Consider the following 18,388-nt stretch of genomic DNA (forward strand, 5'->3'; position numbering starts at 1 on the left):
GAGCAGGAGGTGCAGCAACTATGACAGTTGCAGAAAACACGTATTCAGGGGCGACGAGCCCGGTGAAAACCCGCTATCAGGGAAAACGCCATAGACTCGATCGTCCCGAACTGCTTGCCCCGGCAGGCAATTTGGAAAAGCTGAAATTCGCCATCCATTATGGCGCTGACGCCGTATACATTGGCGGACAAAAATACGGCCTTCGTTCCAACGCAGGCAATTTCAGCTTTGAGGAAATGCGAGAAGGCGTCGAGTTTGCCAATCGTTATGGCGCTAAGGTATTCGTGGCTACGAATATTTACGCGCATAATGAGGATATCGGCGGGCTTGAGGAATATTTGCGCAATCTGGAGGAAGTCGGCATTTCAGCGATTATTGTCGCAGATCCGATTATTATCGAGACGGCTTCGCGAGTAGCTCCTAAGCTGGAAGCGCATTTGAGCACCCAGCAATCCACGCTCAACTGGCAGGCGGTACAGTTTTGGAAGGAAGAAGGACTGCCACGCGTCGTTCTAGCCAGAGAAACAAGCTTTGAAGAAATCGCCGAAATTAAAAAGCATGTAGATATTGAAATTGAAGCGTTTATTCATGGCGCGATGTGTTCTTCATTTTCTGGCCGCTGTGTGCTCAGCAATCACTTTACCGATCGGGACTCCAACCGTGGGGGCTGCTCGCAGTCGTGTCGCTGGAAATACGATTTGTTCGTTGATGATATGCCGATGTACACCGAAGGCGAAGATCAATTCACGATGGGGTCTAAAGACCTGTGTATGATTGAATATTTGCCAGAGCTGATTGATGTTGGCGTAGACAGCTTCAAAATTGAAGGCCGCATGAAGAGTATTCACTATGTTGCTACTGTTGTGAATGTGTATCGTCAAGCGATTGATTCCTATTTTGAGGACCCGGAAAATTTTGTACTGAAGCAAGAATGGCTGGATGAAATTTTCAAAGCGGCGAACCGTCCGCTCAACACGGGATTTTTCCTCGATACACCGGGTGCAGAGGATCATATTTATGAGCCGGAAGATAAGCCAGCTCCTTATGATTTTGCCGGAGTTGTTCTGGAATACAATGAAGAGACGGGCATTGCGGTTGTACAACAGCGCAACCACTTCAAATTGGGACAAGAAGTTGAGTTTGTAGGACCCGGCGGCCGCTTCTTCAAGCAGACGATTACGCGGATGACCGATGACAAGGGACAAGAGCTGGATGCAGCAAGACACCCGCTTCAGCGCATCCACATTAAGACTTTTGCACCTGTTGAGCCAATGGATATGCTGCGTAAACTAATGATAAAAAAATAACTAGGACCACGACACTGTTTTCGTTTTTCGATAACAGTGTTTTTTTTATTATTTATTAATTATTTGTGAGTTGAAAACCGATATATAGAATTAGGGGCTACATAAGAAAAGAGAGTACAAGGATTCATTGACAACATATTGAACGCTTCTAGAGACCTAGTCTGTAACAAATAAAAAAGGCGGTGTCATCATTGAAAAAAAATGAGGACAAAACTCAGTCGAAGAAAATTACGATGAAAAAAACAGAAGCAGGGAAATCTATGAAAGCCCTTTCTGGACTTTGGGGCAGCTCTAAACCGATTATAAAAAAAATCGCCTCTAATACGGGCAAATACGGGAAAAGCTCCTCCAAGCAGCTGCTCGCGCTGACGAAGGAAATGAAGCTGAACCAGGTCAATAAATCGGTAGGTACGAAGCTGTTTTTAATTATTTTTGCCAGCATTGTAACCTGTGTTTTGGCAGTAGGTCTAATTTCATATTCACAGACGAAAACGATTGTCGAGCGCAAAGTTTCCGGGGCTAGCTTTCAGACAGTCAGCCAAGTAACGACGAATTTGAACATTATTTTAGACAACTATGAAGAAATGACGATGCAAATTTTAATTAATAAAGACTTACATACGTTGATCGGTAAAATGCGTGACGGCGAGGACGATTATACCCGGTTTGAAGCAAGCCGCGAGCTGTCTAGCAAAATGCAGGATTACGCGCTAGGCAACTCCAGCATTAAGGCAATCTATTTGCTGCCGTTGGACGACAAGCTGCCAGTCGTAACAGCAGGAAATGCTTCTTCTGTTGCAACCGCTGCGATGAAGCAGGAAGAGTGGTTCAGCAAGGTGCAAGAAGCAAATGGCAAGGCGCTATGGATTGCGACCCAGCCGAAGGGCTTTGGCGGTGCGAACGGTGCGCCAACGGTTGGCATCAGTCGTCTTCTGAAGGACAGCACGCTGAATGAAGTTTCCTATATGCTGCTAATTGAAATTAATTTGGCTAGCCTCCAAGATTCAATAAAGGATGTATCCTTGGGACTAGGCAGTGAGCTTTCGATCGTAGATGGTCAAAACAACTATATTTTGCCTCCTAACAATGACCTGATTGGTCAGCCGGCTCCAGTAGCTCTTCCGACTGAAGGAGACGCTGCAATAGAAGGATCGGAAAAGCTGAATACTAGCGATGGCGAATCCATGCTGACGGTCTATAAATCATTTGATTCCGTAGATTGGAAGCTGCTCGGTCTTATTCCGGTAGATACGTTGGTCGAGGATGCAAAAGTTATTCGCAATATGACCATTATTACAGCGATTGTAGCTGTATTCATTGCAATTGCGATTGGCTTCCTTGTCATTAGAACGATTGCACAGCCACTGACGAACCTGCGTAATTTAATGAACGAGGGACAACGGGGCAATTTGACGGTGCGTTCTACGATTCGGAAACGTTCCGATGAAATCGGTGAGCTGAGCGACAGCTTTAACGATATGATGACGCAAATTACCAATTTGGCGAAGCAGGCTACACAATCTGCGGATACTGTGCTGCATACGGCAGGCGAGCTGACGGATGTATCGCGGAAAACAGCCATTTCTTCACGGGAAATATCAGTCGCAACCGAAGAAATCGCAAATGGCGCTTCAAGCCTTGCTGTTGAAGCAGAGCGCGGCAGCGACTTGAGCGGCAATATTTCGACCCAAATGGAAACAGTGAAGCAGGCGAATGCGGAAATTGTGCGTGCAGCTGGTGAGGTTGAGAAAGCGAGTGAGCGTGGAGCGGCCTACATGGGCGAGCTGAGCCACAAAACGGGACAGACCGAGCAAATGACACGCTCAATGGTTGAAAAGGTAGACAGCCTTAAAGACAGCACAGGCTCTATCGTTAAAATATTGGATGTATTGAACAATTTGACGAAGCAGACCAACATTCTTTCCCTGAATGCGGCGATTGAAGCAGCGCGTGCAGGTGCAGCGGGCAAAGGCTTTATGGTCGTGGCCGATGAAATTCGCAAGCTGGCCGATCAATCCCGTCAATCGATTGATGTGGTAGGACAAATCACGGAAAAAATCCAAGAGGAAATTGACAATACGGTTAGCGTATTATCGGATGCTTATCCTTTATTCCAAGAGCAAATTGTTTCTGTGAAGCAGGCGACGGATATTTTCGTAGGTGTTCAGGAGCAGATGGTACAGTTTGTACACAAGCTGGATTCAGTAACGGACTCCATCGGCGAGCTGGACAAGTCGCAGGAAGTGTTGTCTGAGGCGATGACGAATGTCAGCGCAGTAGCACAGCAATCCTCGGCAACATCAGAGGAGGTAGCTTCCCTCAGCAGCGAGCAGCTTAGCATTAGTGACGGTCTCGTCAGCCTGTCGGAAGAGTTGGGCAGCGTATCGCGTGAGCTGAAGGATTCGCTTTCGAAATTCAAAATCGAATAATATCGACTTTCATTCAGCCGTTTGAACGGGGTACTTCCCCGTTCAAACGGCTTTTTTTCAAACATGGTGAAAAATACGTAACGAAAATGAAGAGGTTGTGCTGGAGTAATGGCGATCGCGATCGGAAGCCAAGCTTTTCATGCAGTGAAGCCATATTTCACCCTAATACACATATTTGCGCTGGGCCCAATAACTGAAAAGAAAGATGGATGCCTCGGTCAGCAATTTGGCGATAACAAGGGGAAGGATAAGGGTTTCATTGTAAAAATACAACAGTCCATAATTTAAGAGCAGCACAAGAATGACCAGCGAGAAATATTTAGGCAGCGATTGGTGTACCCTGGATACTTTGCCGCCCGTGAACACGTACTTTCTGTTCATTGTATAGTTGAAGATGGAGCTGCACAATCTTGCGGCTACTACGGATAAGAACAGGTTGTGGCTAATGCTTTGAACAAGGAATAATAGCGTGAAGTCTAGTATTGCTGACAGCAGGGAAGAGGTGCTGAACATTATAATCGGCAAATAAATGCGGAAAGAGTCGATCAGCGGGCGAAAATGGGATGATTTATTATGATCCAAATAGACGGTATCAATATATTCCTCGGTAATCTTATAGCCATCCCGGTGAGCGGTCAGCAGCATGTTCATTTCATATTCGAACCGCTCGCCAGGAATTTGGCACAGCCAGTCCAGCATGGAAAGTGAAAAGCCGCGCAAACCGGTTTGCGTATCATAAATTTTAGTGCCCGTAGTGAGAGAGAAGACTGATCGAGTGACCGAGTTGCCAAAGCGGCTGCGCAGTGGAATGGTTCCGCTAAACCGGCGGCTGCCCAGCACAATGCCCGGCGTTGCCTGGCTGAGCAGCTTCTCGAAAATCCGCTTTATGTCATGGGGCAGATGCTGCCCGTCGCTATCTGCACAGACGACGTGGCCCGGCAAACCGGCTTTTTGTATATAGCCAAACCCCGTTTTTAAGGCACGTCCTTTCCCGAGGTTGACCTCGTGGGTCAGAACGGTGCAGCCGGAGGCTTCAGCCGCTTCAAAAATGTCACGGTAGCTTGGCCCGCTTCCGTCATCGACAATGACGATGGGCTCAAGCTGGAACGCATGCAGCTGCTGGATCAAATCAAGCAGCCGATTATCAGGCTCATAGGCCGGAATTAATATAGTCATGATGAATTACTCCTCCCCAATATATAAGATGTCGCTGACGCCGCGCTCTTGATTTTTACCAAGCGGATTATTGACAACTCTGCCCATGAAATACATCGTCGATGAACCGCCGCCGTCCAAATTGTAGGCTTCTGTAGCTCCGAGGCCAGCCATGACATCGGCAAGCTCGGTAAGTGTCATTCCGCGGCTGTAGCCTTCCTTCCGCCCGTCTACTACGACAAATACATAATGGTTTGGTGCAATCATTCCGATCGCGGTTCTTGGATTCGCATTTTGGATCGAGCGGTTTCCGAAATTAGTATCGATTTTGACACTGCTGAAATCACTTGTGATTTTGCCATCTTGTATCAGTATGGGGCCGAATGACAACGTATTGGTGACGCCGTCTGCAAGCAGCTCGGAGGAGGAAATCTCTGTTTCATCATACGTTTGGAGCGATCCGTCATCGAATAGTGCCAGCGCATCCCGCACCGGATCATCGCGGTATACGGTGCCGTTGCGAATAATGACGCCATCATCACGGAAGCCATAATAATCGCCGTTGATTGCAAAAATGGCATTATTGCTGGAAGCGATGACCGAGGTATCCTCTATAATATTCGTTCCAAAACTGTTTTCGGCGAATGCAGAGCGCAGGCTGCTGGCATCTTTAACCGTGACATCTGCGACAAAATACGTGATCAAATCTGAGCCAGAGCCACTCTGAACCTGCTCAATTTTAATTTGTATATTGTCGCTGCTGTAGTTCCAATCATCTGATGCTGCTTGAACTTCAGCAGTTGAAGCAGCTGTATCGCTTGAGCTGTTGGACGTTGCCGCTTGGTCAGTTACCACGACTTCGACGTGCTTGATCAAATAACGGTCTGCGAGACCATATGTCAATGAGCCAAGGCCTAAGAGCGTTGCGATCGTTGCAATCATCCATATCCGTTTCGTTTTTTTGGCTGCCTTTTTGTGCGTCTTCATAATAGAAGCATCACCTCTTCATGTAGGTTCTTGAGGGTTATCATACTTGGGCTACCTTAAATGAAACTGAACTATTTTTGGGGCAGCTGGAACGAGTGCTTGCGGGCTTAAGGGAAGGGCGATGCGGTTTATACGTTGGCATTAAGGCCATACTGAGGGGAAGGAGGCTAGCTGAAATGATCAGGCGGCGTGCAGCAATTGTAGCAATACTTTTAACGGTTATAATGGCAGGTTATTTGATTAGGCTGGCGACGCTGCAGCTGATGCCAAGCTTGGGTCAGCCCGCTGCCCAGATGCTCAGCAAACATATCGACTGGCAGCATAAGGCAGCTATTCAGCGGCAGCGAAATTTGGTGCTGGATTCAGGGCGCGGCGATTTTATTGATCGTTACGGGAGAGCCATTACGGGGGAAAGCTATTCAGCATTGGCACTATTTCCAGTAGAGAGCAAGGCACGGGGAGAGACGACGGAGCTGCGCAAGCTGGCGAAGCTTCTGCAGGTGTCTTACGAGCAGCTGGTGGAAAAATGGGATGCGCTCAAGAGTGCTGATTTTTGGCGGGAGGAAGGGCAGAAGGCACCCTTGAGCCTTTCTGCGAGCCAGTTGGCAGGACTTTCGCAGCTCCATATAAATGGAGTCAAGGTGCTGCCCTATCACAATCGGTATTTGCCGCAGCTTAATGCCAGGCAAGCCATTGGTTTTATAAGCCAGCATCCGGAATGGCTGGAGCAGGCTTATGGAGCGGATCTGGCGTCAGGCAAGCGCAAGCTGACAGATGAAATCGGCGGTGCTGGACTTGAGAAATCGCTGGATACGCTGCTAAGAGGCAATGGGCCAACGTCGGTATCTTTTTATGTTGATGGGCAGCGGCATCCGCTTCAGGGGCTGGGTCTGCGGGTTTTTCAGCCGGATAGCGCCTACTATCCGCTGAAAGTAAAGACGACGCTGGATGTACAGCTCCAGCAGCAGCTTGAGCTGTACGCAGATGCAAATGGCTTGAAGGCTGGAGCAATCGTCGTGCTGGATGCGCAAAATGCGGATATCGTCAGCATGGTGTCCAGACCGCAGATGAACCCGCAGCAGCTGGATCGGAATGAAGAAAACGATTGGTCGAATCATGCGCTCCAAGCGGTTGCCCCGGGTTCGATTTTTAAGCTTGTAACAGAAGCGGCGGCGCTTGAGGCTGGTGTTGTGGACGAAAAAGAAGTGTTCACATGCAGGGGGCAATACGGCAAATATGGTTTAACATGCTGGAAGCAGGATGGCCATGGAAGTCTAACGCTTGAGGAAGGATTAGCTCAGTCCTGCAACATTGTGTTTGCAACGCTTGCGGAGCGGTTGAGCGGCTATGAGCTGTATCAGACAGCTACGGCCCTTGGCATTGGTGATCCATCTGGCTGGCATGCCGAATCAGCATTTGGCCCGTTTGCCGGACGTTTGCGGCTGCTTGGCGAGGAAGAGGGCGGACAGTTGTTTGCTGCGAGCATTTGGCAGCAATTGCAGGACAAGCCTACTCTTGACGTAGACGGGGGCATTATGGCTCAAAGCGGTATCGGCCAACGGGATGTCAGGATGACGCCGCTGCAGGCGGCGAATTTGGTCGTGACGATTTTACATGGCGGTCAACGGCTGGAGCCGCGAATCGTTAGTGAAATTCGTTATGCGAACGGACAGCTGATGGTGGAGCTGAAGCCCCGGCAAGCCCGGCAGGCGGGAACGCCGATACATGCGAGAACCGCTGGCACGCTGCTGGAAGGGATGAGGGCGGTCACTGAGTACGGAACGGGACGTTCCATTCGTGATGGCGTATGGCCCGTTGCCGGTAAGTCCGGTACGGCGCAGACGCTGGTCAGCGGCAAGGAGCGCGTTCACCAGTGGTTCATTGGCTACGGGCCGACAAATACGCCGCGATACGCCGTCGCCGTGCTTGCCGAGAACAGGAGTCCCGGTACAAGCAATCAGGCGACGAAGCTGTTTCGCGGCGTCATGGATATTATAGCGAAGCGATAAAACAGATTTAAACGCTTGGAGGAGCTGGCGGGTTGCCTGTGCCTTCTCCGGCACCTGGAGGAGGCACCTGGCTGTCGAATTCGCCTTGCGGCGCTCTGATCCAGCGATGGAAAAAACCTTGGTCATACAAGGTTTTGAGCAAAATGATGAGCACGGGCGATAAGATGACGCCGGCAATGCCGAACAGCTTGAGCGAAATAATCATAAATGCCAGCATCGTAAATGCAGATACGCCGAGCGTGTCTCCGGTAATTTTTGGCTCCAATAGCTGTCTGGCCAATACGACGACGATATACAATACGGACAGCCATACCGCTAGGGAAGTATGCCCCACGATAAACAAATAAATGATCCAAGGGATAAAGATCGTTCCTACCCCAAGCAGCGGCAGCACATCAAAAATAGCCGAGATGACGGCGACTACAAGGGCATTTTTGACACCGAGCAGCAGCAGCGAGATGAAGATGACGAAAAACGTAATCGTAATCATCTTGGCTTGCGCCTTCAGGTAGCCGGAAATGCCCTTTAATACATTTTCACGCAAGAAGAAAAAGGCTTTTTTAAACGTTTTGGGCGTTTTATCCGCCGCTGTTTTTTTCCAGTCATTAATTTCAATACTTAGGAAATAAGCTAATATAATACCGACCAGAAAGTTAAACATAAAGCTGGAGAACGAGGACACGTAGCCGACGGTTCCAGCAAAAATCATTTTGACCAAATTCGGCACATATTCGGCAGCGCCCTGGATGTATTCCGTAATTTGCGCGACGAGCTCAGGCGGGAGGGCCTGAATTTTATTTTGCACCTGTGACGTGCTAAGCTCCACCTGCTCCACAAGAATAGCCTGATATTCCGGCAGCTTGTCCAGAAACTCGGAACCCTGCTTCGAAATAATGTAACCGAGCCCGGAGAAGGCGGATAGAATAAGGATGGAAAACAATAAAATCGATATGCCTGACGCGATGGATTTTTTAATGCCAATCTTGTTCAGCCTGCGTGCCAGCGGCTCAATGCACATGAAAATAACAAAGGAGAAAATGATAGGTGTAGCCAATTGATAAAAATGACTAAAGGCAAACATAATTAAATAAACCGTTAGCGCGATCAGTGCAATGTCAAATGCGGTTCGCCAATATTTTTTATAAAAGGGTAGCATAGCTGAAAACCTCTCTTTTCCAATTTCGTATATCTCGTTTTGATTGTACTATAATTTTAATTTTGCTGCCTATTTTTTGTAGCCATATGATACAATTAAAGTTATCGTTGTTTGTTTATCGCCGATTACATCCAGCTAAAAATTTTAATAACGGTGGGGAAAACATAAATGGAGAACTTAGTTGTCTGGACTCTTTATTTTTTCTCGTTCTACGCTTTCCTCCCTGCGTTTATCAGTCGTACTTTCGGATTTAGGGTTTTTAAGAAAGGCCTGGTAAAGAAGGAAATTGCTCTTACCTTTGACGATGGCCCGGATGCTGTCTATACGCCAAAGCTGCTTGAGTTGCTGGCTCGCTATGATGCGAAAGCGACTTTTTTCATCGTTGGTGCACATGGCGAAACGCAGCCGGAGCTATTGAGCAAAATACATGAGGAAGGCCATACGCTTGGCATACACAATTATGTTCACAAGACCAATTGGTTCATGCGGCCAAGGTCCGTCAAGCGTCAGATCGAGCGTACATGCGAAATAATACGAGAGGCGACGGGGAGCCGTTCCAATTATTATCGGCCTCCTTGGGGCATTATCAATGTGTTTGATTTTGCTGGCATTGGCCATTTGCAAATCGTATTATGGTCGTCAATGTTCGGAGATTGGAACAAGAGGCTGGGGGCGGAGCGCCTTAAGCGAAAAATGCTGAAGAAGCTCCGCCCCGGCGAGGTGCTGCTGCTTCATGATTGCGGGCAAACGCCTGGCGCCCATCAGGATGCTCCTGCTAATATGCTGATCGCACTTGAGGCTTATTTGCAGGAAGGCGTAAGGCAAGGCTATCGTTTTGTTACGATTGAAGAGATGATAAAGCTGACAGAGCGAGCCAAGGAACGCCAGCTGTCATGGTTTAAAAAATCACTTATAACGCTATGGCTGCAGTATGAGCGTTTGTTCCATCTCGCGTTTCAGCTTAAGCAGGTAGGAGTGGAGTCGCCGGCGCTGCATTATCGAATGATTTCCTACAGCGGCCAGCCAATCGAGCTAGCAGAGGGCGAACGTTTAAGCAAGGGAGACCGGGTGGTGGAGCTGCATTTTGACAACCGCAAGCTGTCCGGCATTGCGGCAGAAGCGGCATCGCCAGTAGCTGCTGGAATTAGAATGCTGCGGGAAGTAGAAGCGGCATTGCCTATGCTTGCCCATCAATTGGCACATGATCCTGCGGCGGCTGATGCGAAAGCATTATACGGCGTTACAATGATTCATCGAGGAGCGGATCGGTTTGGCTTTGAGGTGATCCCATTGCCGGACGGCTTATTTGCTCGTACGACCCGAATTTACTTGCGGCTGCTTATGCGCGTGTTGACGAAGAAACCGAGGAATGCGAAAAGCAAGGAGCGCAGGAAAGCGATTGATCCATGTATGCTGCTATATCCGATGAGCAAAATACAAGCTTTTCAAAATACGCAAGCAGCACTGCTGAGGGTAAGCATAGGGCAAGAGGCGAGCTTGCAGGCGGCGCCAGCAGGTGCTGTGGATGCTGTTCCGATGGAGGGCAGTACTTCCACCATATAATCGAACTCCGGCGTCTGTTTACAGGCGGCCGGAGTTTTAAAATAGAAAAAAAGGCATTCAAAGGACAGCATTGCTATCATAATAAAGATCACTTAATTATTGAGGAGGCTATCCCAGCATGGGGGAACCGACATCTGATGAATATTTAATTCAACTGATCGCACGGCAGGATGCATCGGCGCTTGAGCAGCTGTACGATCGCTATGAACGGCCCGTCTACTCATTCGTTTATCGAATGCTGAAAGATGAGATGGTATCGGAGGAAGTGGTGCAGGAGCTGTTTGTGCGGATATGGAATGCGGCTTCTAGAGTTGAAACCGAAGAAGCCTCTGGAAAAATTAGCACCTGGATTTTTGCAATCGCCCGCAACCTTGCCATTGATTGGATCAGAAAGCAGGGCAGACGTCCGCAGCAGGTTCAGGCAGAGATGATCTTAGAGCGAACGGTCGATCCGCATACAACTGAGAAGGTTGTGGAGGACCGAATGCTCGGCGAGCAGATGAAAGAGGCCATTGGACAGCTGAGTGCTGACCAGAAGCAGGTTGTTGAATGGATCTATTATATGGGTTATACGCAGCAAGAGGTGGCGGACAAGCATCAAATTCCGCTTGGTACCGTTAAAAGCAGGGTAAGGCTGGCGCTAGGCCAGCTGCGCAAACGATTCGAGCATACATGGAAGGAGGGAGTGCGGCAATGATTAAACCTAATGATTCACTTTGTGATGACGTGGAGATGTATTCACTTGGAGGCCTTGATGCTGAAGCAACGCAGCAGTTTGAACATCATTTGTCGCATTGCCAGCAGTGCAAAAGGAAGACGGAAGAGCTGCAGCCACTTATCTCTCAATTCCCTCTGGCAGTTGAGTCGGTAGAACCGCCAGCTGGTATGAAGCAGCGTATACTGGCTGCTGTATTGCAGTCTGCGCCAACGCCTGTACCGATGTCGACATTAACAGCCGCTGATGAAAGCATTCGCCCAGAACGCCAAGAGAGCAGCGATAATCAGGCGAGCAGCCCTAACGATTCTAACAGTGAAAACAAGGCTGGCAGTGAAAAATCCGCTCATCATCGCCCGGGGGTAGTCCCATTACGAGCAGCAGCAGGGGAAGCAGGCGCGGCGGACAAGGATCCGTCTCCAAGCCAAACAGAGCAGCGGACAGCAGCTCTACAGGCTCAGCTGCGCAAACGCTGGGTTGCTCGTGTGATGACGGGTGTTGCGGCTTCGTTTGTTATTCTTTCCGGCTTTTTATTGCAGCAGGTTAACCAGCTTAGCAATGAAACGGCTGATTTAACGAGCCAGCTGGAGCAGCTGCAGCAGCAGATTGCGGCCTCCGACAGTCCAGCTGCTGCTTCACAGGTAAACGGTGTTGTATCGCTTAAGCCGGCGGAAGCAGGCATTGTAGCCGAGGGCCGCGCAACGATTAGCGTAGACAGCAAAGGCATGCATTTGATCGTTCAAGTCGAGCAGTTGCCTAAGCTTCAAGGAGATGAAGCCTTTCAGGTGTGGCTGCTTAAAGATGGCAAGCCGGTTAATGCAGGGACGTTCCTACCAAATGAAGGCGTAGGAGCACTGTATTTTACATTTAATCCGGATGACTACGATCAAATAGCCATTACGCAAGAGCCGGATGCCAATGGGGTAGAGCCAAGAGGCTCGATGGTGCTTGCCGGGGCATTAAGCCAAAGCGTGAAATCAAACTCTTAATTGCAGGTTTAGCTTGCTAGCAAGCCAGTTTGCTAATCTGCTTGTTATTAACTCATTTTAGCGGTAAATAGGAAAGACCGTGCAAAAAAGCACGCTTGCTCGCGGTTAACGCGGTTGAGCGTGCTTTTTCTTCTTTCATTCACCCGCTAGTCTAGCCAGCTGCTGTTTCTGATTGAATTTAGCGCACAAGTAAAGGAGCTTGCTTACTGAAAGGTCGCTTCGTGCAAGGTCTTTAAGCTTGGTGGACACAGCAGCCGCATTTTCATTCGAATCCCGGGTTATGGCAGAGTCGGCGGACTCCGGAGACGCTAATTGCCGCCAAACGTTATTTTGCGGGGGATAATGAGGACGATAGCGGATTTCCTGTCCGCGTACAGCCTCAAATCGTCTAAAATGACACAATAGCGGAACCTCAGTCCTTCAAAAAGGAGGTAGCGCCTCGAGCTGTGTTGTTCCTGCACCACTCGCATGCCGCAGCTCATGAGCCATGAACCGTTAGATTAGATTGGCTTGGCTTAGGATTAACGTAATGTAAGAACAAGCAGCTCGATTCTGATTAGAATAAACACCTAGGGCAAAAAGAAAAGCAGCGCCGAAGCGCTGCTTGAGGTTAGACTACATTTTCATTACGCCGCCACGGCTGGCGTTAGTAACGAGGTGGGAATAACGCGCGAGATAACCGCGTTTGATTTTTGGTTCGAAGCCTGGCCATGCGGCACGGCGTTTCTCGAACTCCTCGTCGCTGATTAAAACGTTCATTCCACGGTTGTTCATATCCAGCTCAACGATGTCGCCGTCTTGTACGAAAGCGATTGGACCGCCTTCAGCCGCTTCCGGTGAAACGTGGCCGATACTGATTCCGCGAGAAGCGCCGGAGAAGCGTCCATCGGTTACGAGACCGACTTTAGCGCCTAGGCCCATACCAGCGATTTGCGAAGTAGGAGCAAGCATTTCTGGCATGCCTGGGCCGCCTTTAGGTCCTTCATAACGAATGATGACAACATGTCCTTCTTTAACTTTGCCGTTAGCGATGCCCGCAAGAGCTTCATCCTGGGAATCAAAGCAAATAGCTGGACCTTTATGATAGCCGTTAACCGATTTGTCGATCGCGCCGACTTTGATGATTGCGCCGCCTGGAGCAAGGTTGCCGAACAGTACAGCAAGTCCGCCACGCTCACTATGCGGATTGTCAATCGTCCGGATAACGTCGGTATTTTGAATTTCACAGCCCTCTACGTTTTCACGCAGCGTCTTGCCTGTTACGGTGATGCAATCGCCATGCAGAGTGCCTTCTTTTTTGAACATTTCATTCAGTACGGCACTTACGCCGCCAGCCAGATGCACATCTTCGATGTGGTAATCGGAAGCCGGGGCGATTTTAGCCAAATGTGGCACGCGCTCAGCAATTTCATTGATGCGCTCGATTGGGTAGTCAATGCCTGCTTCATGTGCAAGTGCGAGCGTATGCAGAACGGTATTTGTGGAACCACCCATTGCCATATCGAGGGCAAAAGCATTATCAATCGTATCTTTCGTTACGATGTCGCGAGGCTTGATGCCAAGCTCAATCAGCTTCATCAGCTGGGTAGCCGATTGCTTAACGAATTCTCTACGCTCAGGTGCTACGGCAAGAATCGTGCCGTTGCCTGGAAGCGCGAGGCCAAGGCCTTCAGCAAGACAGTTCATCGAGTTGGCAGTGAACATGCCTGAGCATGAGCCGCAAGTCGGACAGCCGAACTGTTCAAGCTCCAGCAAGTCTTTATCATCGATGATGCCTGCTTGGTAAGCGCCGACACCTTCAAAAACGCTGGAGAGCGAGATCGAGCGGCCGTCAGATGTTTTACCCGCCTTCATTGGTCCGCCGCTGACGAACAGCGTCGGAATGTTGACGCGCAGGGCGCCCATCATCATGCCCGGAGTAATTTTGTCACAGTTCGGTATGCAAACCATACCGTCGAACCAGTGCGCATTTACAACGGTTTCTACGGAGTCGGCGATAATTTCACGGCTCGCTAGCGAGTAGCGCATGCCGATATGTCCCATTGCAATCCCATCATCAACACCAATGGTATTGAATTCAAAAGGAACGCCGCCAGCATCGCGAATGGCTTGCTTAACCAGCTTGCCAAACTCCTGCAAATGAACGTGACCAGGTACAATATCAATATAGGAATTACAAACAGCAATGAAGGGCTTGTCGAAATCTTCCTCCGCAACTCCTGCTGCACGCAGCAAGCTGCGGTGCGGTGCACGGTCAAATCCTTTTTTTATCATGTCGGAACGCATCTTCTTAGGTGCCATTAAAAATCCCTCCAGTATGAAAAGTCGATACCTTTGAGTTTAACACAGAGGACAAGCATTGGCTAGTAATGTTGATGGACTTATATGCTTAATACGGCTTCTGGCTTGGCTATCAAGGAAAAACACGGTATAGTAGTAGGAAAAGTATAATTATCGTGCCGTGAAGAAATCCAGTATCGCGAGGGGTATAAATGAATCAGGAAAATACGGAGAAAAGAATAGAAAAAATGCGTGAGATGGACGAGGCCTTTCGCCAGCTCAGACGTCTAATCCATGCTGAATGGAATCGGTTTAATGTTCAAGGGCTCGGCATGACAGATGCAAAGATGGTTTTGCTGCTGTCGGAGCATGGCCCGCAAAAAGCGTCGGTTATGGCGGAGCTGCTGCAAATCACGAGCGGCGCGGTCACTGGCATCGCAGACCGATTAATTAATTTTGGCTACATTGACCGCGAGCGCAGTGAAGAGGACCGCCGTATTGTGCTGCTCACAATCACGGATGAGGGGCGCAAATTGGTGGATGGCATTATGCGTGTTCGCGAAGATCTCATGCTCAGGCTCTATGAAGGATTTTCGCTGGAGGATATGGATATTACCGTGAGCATGTTCACGAGAATGAGTGAAAATTTGGAACGCAAGCGCGAGGACAACAGCGAGGCTTAGTCCTGCTTACTGGCCCTTGGTGCTGCCTTTGCCCAGTAAGCTTCCAATGCGTTCATATCAAGGTGAAACGGCTATCGCCGTCCTTTGGTGGCGCAGCGCGTTTCAGTCCGAGAAATATAGAGAAATATAGAGAAAGGATGAGAAAATTATATCCTTTCCTATATTTCAAAAAAAGGGATTCGCTTCGTTTGCACGAAGGAATCCCTTTTTTAACAATAGCTGGTTTGTTCTAAAGCTTATAGACCTTCGCCATTCAAGTAGTTATGGAATGGCTTGTCTACCCAGAACGTATAGGAATCAATGTTGACCGCTGGATCGAGCTTGCGGAAGCCTTCTACAATGTCTTTCGATTGATCATTCAGCGAGAAGGACTGAGCATAAAAATAGCCGCTGCCTGTAATTTTATTATTCGTAATGACCTCGTATTCATCGAGCTTAGTCGAGGAATAATAAAGCGGCTGGAACCATGAGCCATAGATGAGGCCAGGCTGATCGGCTTTATCTTTTTTCGCATATTGCAAAATAATAGGCTGGAAGCGGGCTTTATCCGCTGAATTCTTGAATTCAAAGGCGATGTCGAATTCCTTCGCATACGTAATATAGTTGCCGTTCTCGATTTGGACAACTTTATAATTTTCAGTATCCTTTGTCGGAGGCTCGCCCCATTCCTTCATGAAGACGAAGGCGGATGTTTTAGGCTCCAGTTGAACTTTGGCGTCAATGCCTTCGCTGCGCAGCAGCCCGATAAGCTGGATGACATGCTTGAGGTCACTATGTCCATAAGTAAGGGATAGCGATGGCGTGAAGTTGGCGTCGAATCGCGCGTCCTTCAGGTTGTAGCCTGTCACCAAATTATTTTTGAGCGCCGCATCTACAATCGTTTGCAGCTCAGGTGCTTGAATAATGTTGGACGTTTTGAAAGCATCATTCAATTGGGCGTAAATAGTGCTGTCGCTGATGTTGCCGATGAAGTGCTTGTATTCTCCTTTAAAGGAAAGAATTTGCACGATCAGTGTTTCGGCAAGCTGCGGCGTCAGTCCTTTGCCTTTAATGGCATTGTACTGGGAGGCTGGCAGCAAGCCTGTATCAACGGCTGCAGCGAGCTCTTGCGCTGCTGCTGTTCCAAGAGAGGACGCAGGGATATTCAGCTTCTTCAGTCCAGCTGTAATTTTCGCCTGCGGGTATGTATGGGCCAGCTCTTGCAGTCCAGCTGCTTTAACGGCGATATACAAAGCGGAAGCTGCTGTCAGCTTTTGCTCGGCGTTTACGGTTGTTGATGTGAGAATTCCTTGTTTATGAAGGGCAGCTGCTGCGGTATAATAAGGACTGGTCTCCGTCAAATCGGTGAAGGCAGGAAGCTCTTCCGGTTGCTCCAGCTTAAGCGCACCCGCTACTGCTTGAATGAATTGTCCTTTTGTAATCGTGCTGGTAGTGAAGGTGATGCCGAACTTCTCTTTAAGGAACAGCTTAGCTTCGGATGAAGCGGCAGTCGTTGCCGTGCTTGTTGCTGTAGTAGTAGAAGTAGCTGCATAAATAGGGACAGCCGATGATAAAGCGATGGATAGGGCCAGAGATGCGGACAATAAGGATCTGGTTAGTGCAGGATATTTTGTGCTCATAAAGTTCCCTCCGGTATTGGATATTATTTTCCAAAACATATTAAATGACTCGGAATAGTACGATTATACTAGCATTGTTACAATTTTGTGTCAACATCGTATTTTTATAACTAACTTTCATGAAAATAATGTAGAATAAACGAGAGTTTTGTCGAATATTCACTATTGACAAAATCCGATAAGCTTACTAGGATAAAGAGAAAAATACAAGCTATTTAAGGGAGAGAAACGTACACAGATGAAAAAGACACTGGCGTTAACAATTTCATTATTGATGGTAGTCGTTTTACTAGCGGCCTGCGGCTCGAATGGAACAAATAACAGCAGCACCGGTACGAATGGCGGCACGGCTACAAATGAAGGAACGGCAACAGCTGCTCCTGAAAATGAAAAGCAAAAACGCGTTGCGCTCGTGCTTCCTGAGCAAATCGGTGTTAACCCGTTTTTCGCATCGATGGATGAAGGCTTCAAAAGAGCTGGTGAAGAATTTAATGTAGAAGTGAAAACGATTGAGTCTACAGACCCTGCTGCATTCGAGCAAAACCTGCGCGCAGCGGTAGCAGACAATTACGATCTGATCATTACAGCAACCTTCCAAGCGGAAGATGCCCTTAATAAAGTAGCTCCAGAAAATCCGGACAAGCCGTTCGCGATTATCGATACAATCGTGAATCAGCCGAACGTTCGCAGCGTCGTGTTCCGTGAACAGGAAGCAGCGTACCTGCTAGGCGCAGCAGCTGGCCTTTCCACTAAAACGAATGTAGTTGGCGCAGTAGTAGCGATGGATACACCGCTGCTTAAGAAATACACATTTGGTTTTGAGCAAGGGCTTAAAAGCACAAACCCAGATGCAAAATTTTTGACTAACTATGTAGGTAATTTCAATGATTCGGCAAAAGGCAAGGAGCTTGCACTGCTGCAATACTCGCAAGGTGCAGATTTTGTAGCCGGCATGTCGGCAGTAGGCGATCTTGGCGTATTTGAAGCAGCGAAGGAAAAAGGCCTGTACGCTTCGGGTCAAGACGTTGACCGTACGGAGCTTGATCCTGAGCACATCGTCCTCTCCCAATTGAAAGGTACAGATGCAGTAGCGTATGAAACCGTTAAAGCATTCGCAAACGACCAATTCGACTTTACAGCAACTGACTATGGCTTGAAGGAAAAAGGTGTAGGTCTTACATTCGTAACCCAAGACAGCAAATCAGCACTTAGCCCATTTGTTGGCGAAGACACAATTACTAAAGTGAAAGCCATTGCTGAAGATATTATTTCAGGCAAAGTCGTCGTAGAGCTTCCAGCGGCGAAATAAGAAGATGCACCGGCTGCCAGCGGGCAGCCGGTTTGCTTGTTTTTGAAATATAGGAAAGTATATGATTTCGCCATACTTTCTCTATATTTCTCGGACTGAAACGCCGCGCGCACTCAAAGAACGTCGCCCGGCCGTTTGACACTGGTTTAATTTGGGAATGAAACATGCACCAAGAGTGAGGCAAATT

13 protein-coding genes are annotated in these 18,388 nt (G+C 48.5%); 8 read left to right on the forward strand and 5 right to left on the reverse strand.

Annotation, left to right across the window (positions count from 1 at the left end; genetic code table 11):
• Positions 1-20: 20 nt before the first annotated feature.
• Together AC50YG_RS28605 and AC50YG_RS28610 are read left to right on the forward strand one after the other, a co-directional pair.
• On the forward strand, positions 21-1,307 hold the full coding sequence (locus AC50YG_RS28605) for a peptidase U32 family protein (protein ID WP_494831944.1): 1,287 nt from the start codon (positions 21-23) through the stop codon (positions 1,305-1,307).
• A gap of 377 nt (positions 1,308-1,684) precedes the next feature.
• The gene (locus AC50YG_RS28610; protein WP_494831968.1) at positions 1,685-3,736 is read left to right on the forward strand and encodes a methyl-accepting chemotaxis protein; all 2,052 of its coding nucleotides are present in this window, start codon (positions 1,685-1,687) and stop codon (positions 3,734-3,736) included.
• 162 nt (positions 3,737-3,898) lie between these two features.
• Here the strand turns inward: AC50YG_RS28610 and AC50YG_RS28615 are convergent, their stop codons facing one another.
• Both AC50YG_RS28615 and AC50YG_RS28620 read right to left on the reverse strand, forming a co-directional pair.
• Positions 3,899-4,912, reverse strand: a complete 1,014-nt coding sequence (locus AC50YG_RS28615) for a GtrA family protein (RefSeq protein ID WP_494831946.1) — start codon at positions 4,910-4,912, stop codon at positions 3,899-3,901.
• 6 nt (positions 4,913-4,918) lie between these two features.
• Positions 4,919-5,878, reverse strand: a complete 960-nt coding sequence (locus AC50YG_RS28620; protein ID WP_494831948.1) for a phosphodiester glycosidase family protein — start codon at positions 5,876-5,878, stop codon at positions 4,919-4,921.
• Between the two features lie 176 nt (positions 5,879-6,054).
• On the opposite strand from AC50YG_RS28620, the gene AC50YG_RS28625 reads away from it, so the two are divergent.
• The gene (locus tag AC50YG_RS28625; RefSeq protein WP_494831950.1) at positions 6,055-7,887 is read left to right on the forward strand and encodes a peptidoglycan D,D-transpeptidase FtsI family protein; all 1,833 of its coding nucleotides are present in this window, start codon (positions 6,055-6,057) and stop codon (positions 7,885-7,887) included.
• 7 nt (positions 7,888-7,894) lie between these two features.
• Here the strand turns inward: AC50YG_RS28625 and ytvI are convergent, their stop codons facing one another.
• The gene (gene ytvI / locus AC50YG_RS28630) at positions 7,895-9,043 is read right to left on the reverse strand and encodes a sporulation integral membrane protein YtvI (protein WP_473761616.1); all 1,149 of its coding nucleotides are present in this window, start codon (positions 9,041-9,043) and stop codon (positions 7,895-7,897) included.
• 168 nt (positions 9,044-9,211) lie between these two features.
• Here ytvI and AC50YG_RS28635 point away from each other — a divergent pair, with 168 nt between their 5' ends.
• The 3 genes from AC50YG_RS28635 (at position 9,212) to AC50YG_RS28645 (ending at position 12,310) form a co-directional block, all read left to right on the forward strand.
• Positions 9,212-10,606 carry a polysaccharide deacetylase family protein gene (locus tag AC50YG_RS28635; RefSeq protein WP_494831952.1) on the forward strand — a complete coding sequence of 465 codons (1,395 nt, stop codon included), beginning with the start codon at positions 9,212-9,214 and terminating at the stop codon, positions 10,604-10,606.
• Between the two features lie 118 nt (positions 10,607-10,724).
• Positions 10,725-11,303, forward strand: coding sequence for an RNA polymerase sigma factor (locus AC50YG_RS28640; protein WP_494831954.1), 579 nt, complete (start codon positions 10,725-10,727; stop codon positions 11,301-11,303).
• On the forward strand, positions 11,300-12,310 hold the full coding sequence (locus AC50YG_RS28645; RefSeq protein ID WP_494831956.1) for an anti-sigma factor domain-containing protein: 1,011 nt from the start codon (positions 11,300-11,302) through the stop codon (positions 12,308-12,310). Before AC50YG_RS28640 ends, AC50YG_RS28645 begins: the two co-directional genes overlap by 4 nt.
• 615 nt (positions 12,311-12,925) lie before the next feature.
• Here the strand turns inward: AC50YG_RS28645 and ilvD are convergent.
• Positions 12,926-14,611, reverse strand: a complete 1,686-nt coding sequence (gene ilvD / locus AC50YG_RS28650; protein WP_341281828.1) for a dihydroxy-acid dehydratase — start codon at positions 14,609-14,611, stop codon at positions 12,926-12,928.
• Positions 14,612-14,802: 191 nt separating this feature from the next.
• Here ilvD and AC50YG_RS28655 point away from each other — a divergent pair, with 191 nt between their 5' ends.
• Positions 14,803-15,273 carry a MarR family winged helix-turn-helix transcriptional regulator gene (locus tag AC50YG_RS28655; protein ID WP_341281829.1) on the forward strand — a complete coding sequence of 157 codons (471 nt, stop codon included), beginning with the start codon at positions 14,803-14,805 and terminating at the stop codon, positions 15,271-15,273.
• 236 nt (positions 15,274-15,509) lie between these two features.
• Here the strand turns inward: AC50YG_RS28655 and AC50YG_RS28660 are convergent, their stop codons facing one another.
• Positions 15,510-16,892 (reverse strand): hypothetical protein, encoded by a 1,383-nt coding sequence (locus AC50YG_RS28660; protein WP_494831958.1) that lies wholly within the window; start codon positions 16,890-16,892, stop codon positions 15,510-15,512.
• A 238-nt stretch (positions 16,893-17,130) separates the two neighbouring features.
• Between AC50YG_RS28660 and AC50YG_RS28665 the strand changes: the two genes are divergently transcribed.
• Positions 17,131-18,201, forward strand: a complete 1,071-nt coding sequence (locus AC50YG_RS28665; protein WP_494831960.1) for a BMP family lipoprotein — start codon at positions 17,131-17,133, stop codon at positions 18,199-18,201.
• Positions 18,202-18,388: the final 187 nt, after the last annotated feature.

The sequence above is a fragment of the Paenibacillus sp. J31R34 genome (assembly GCF_059383715.1).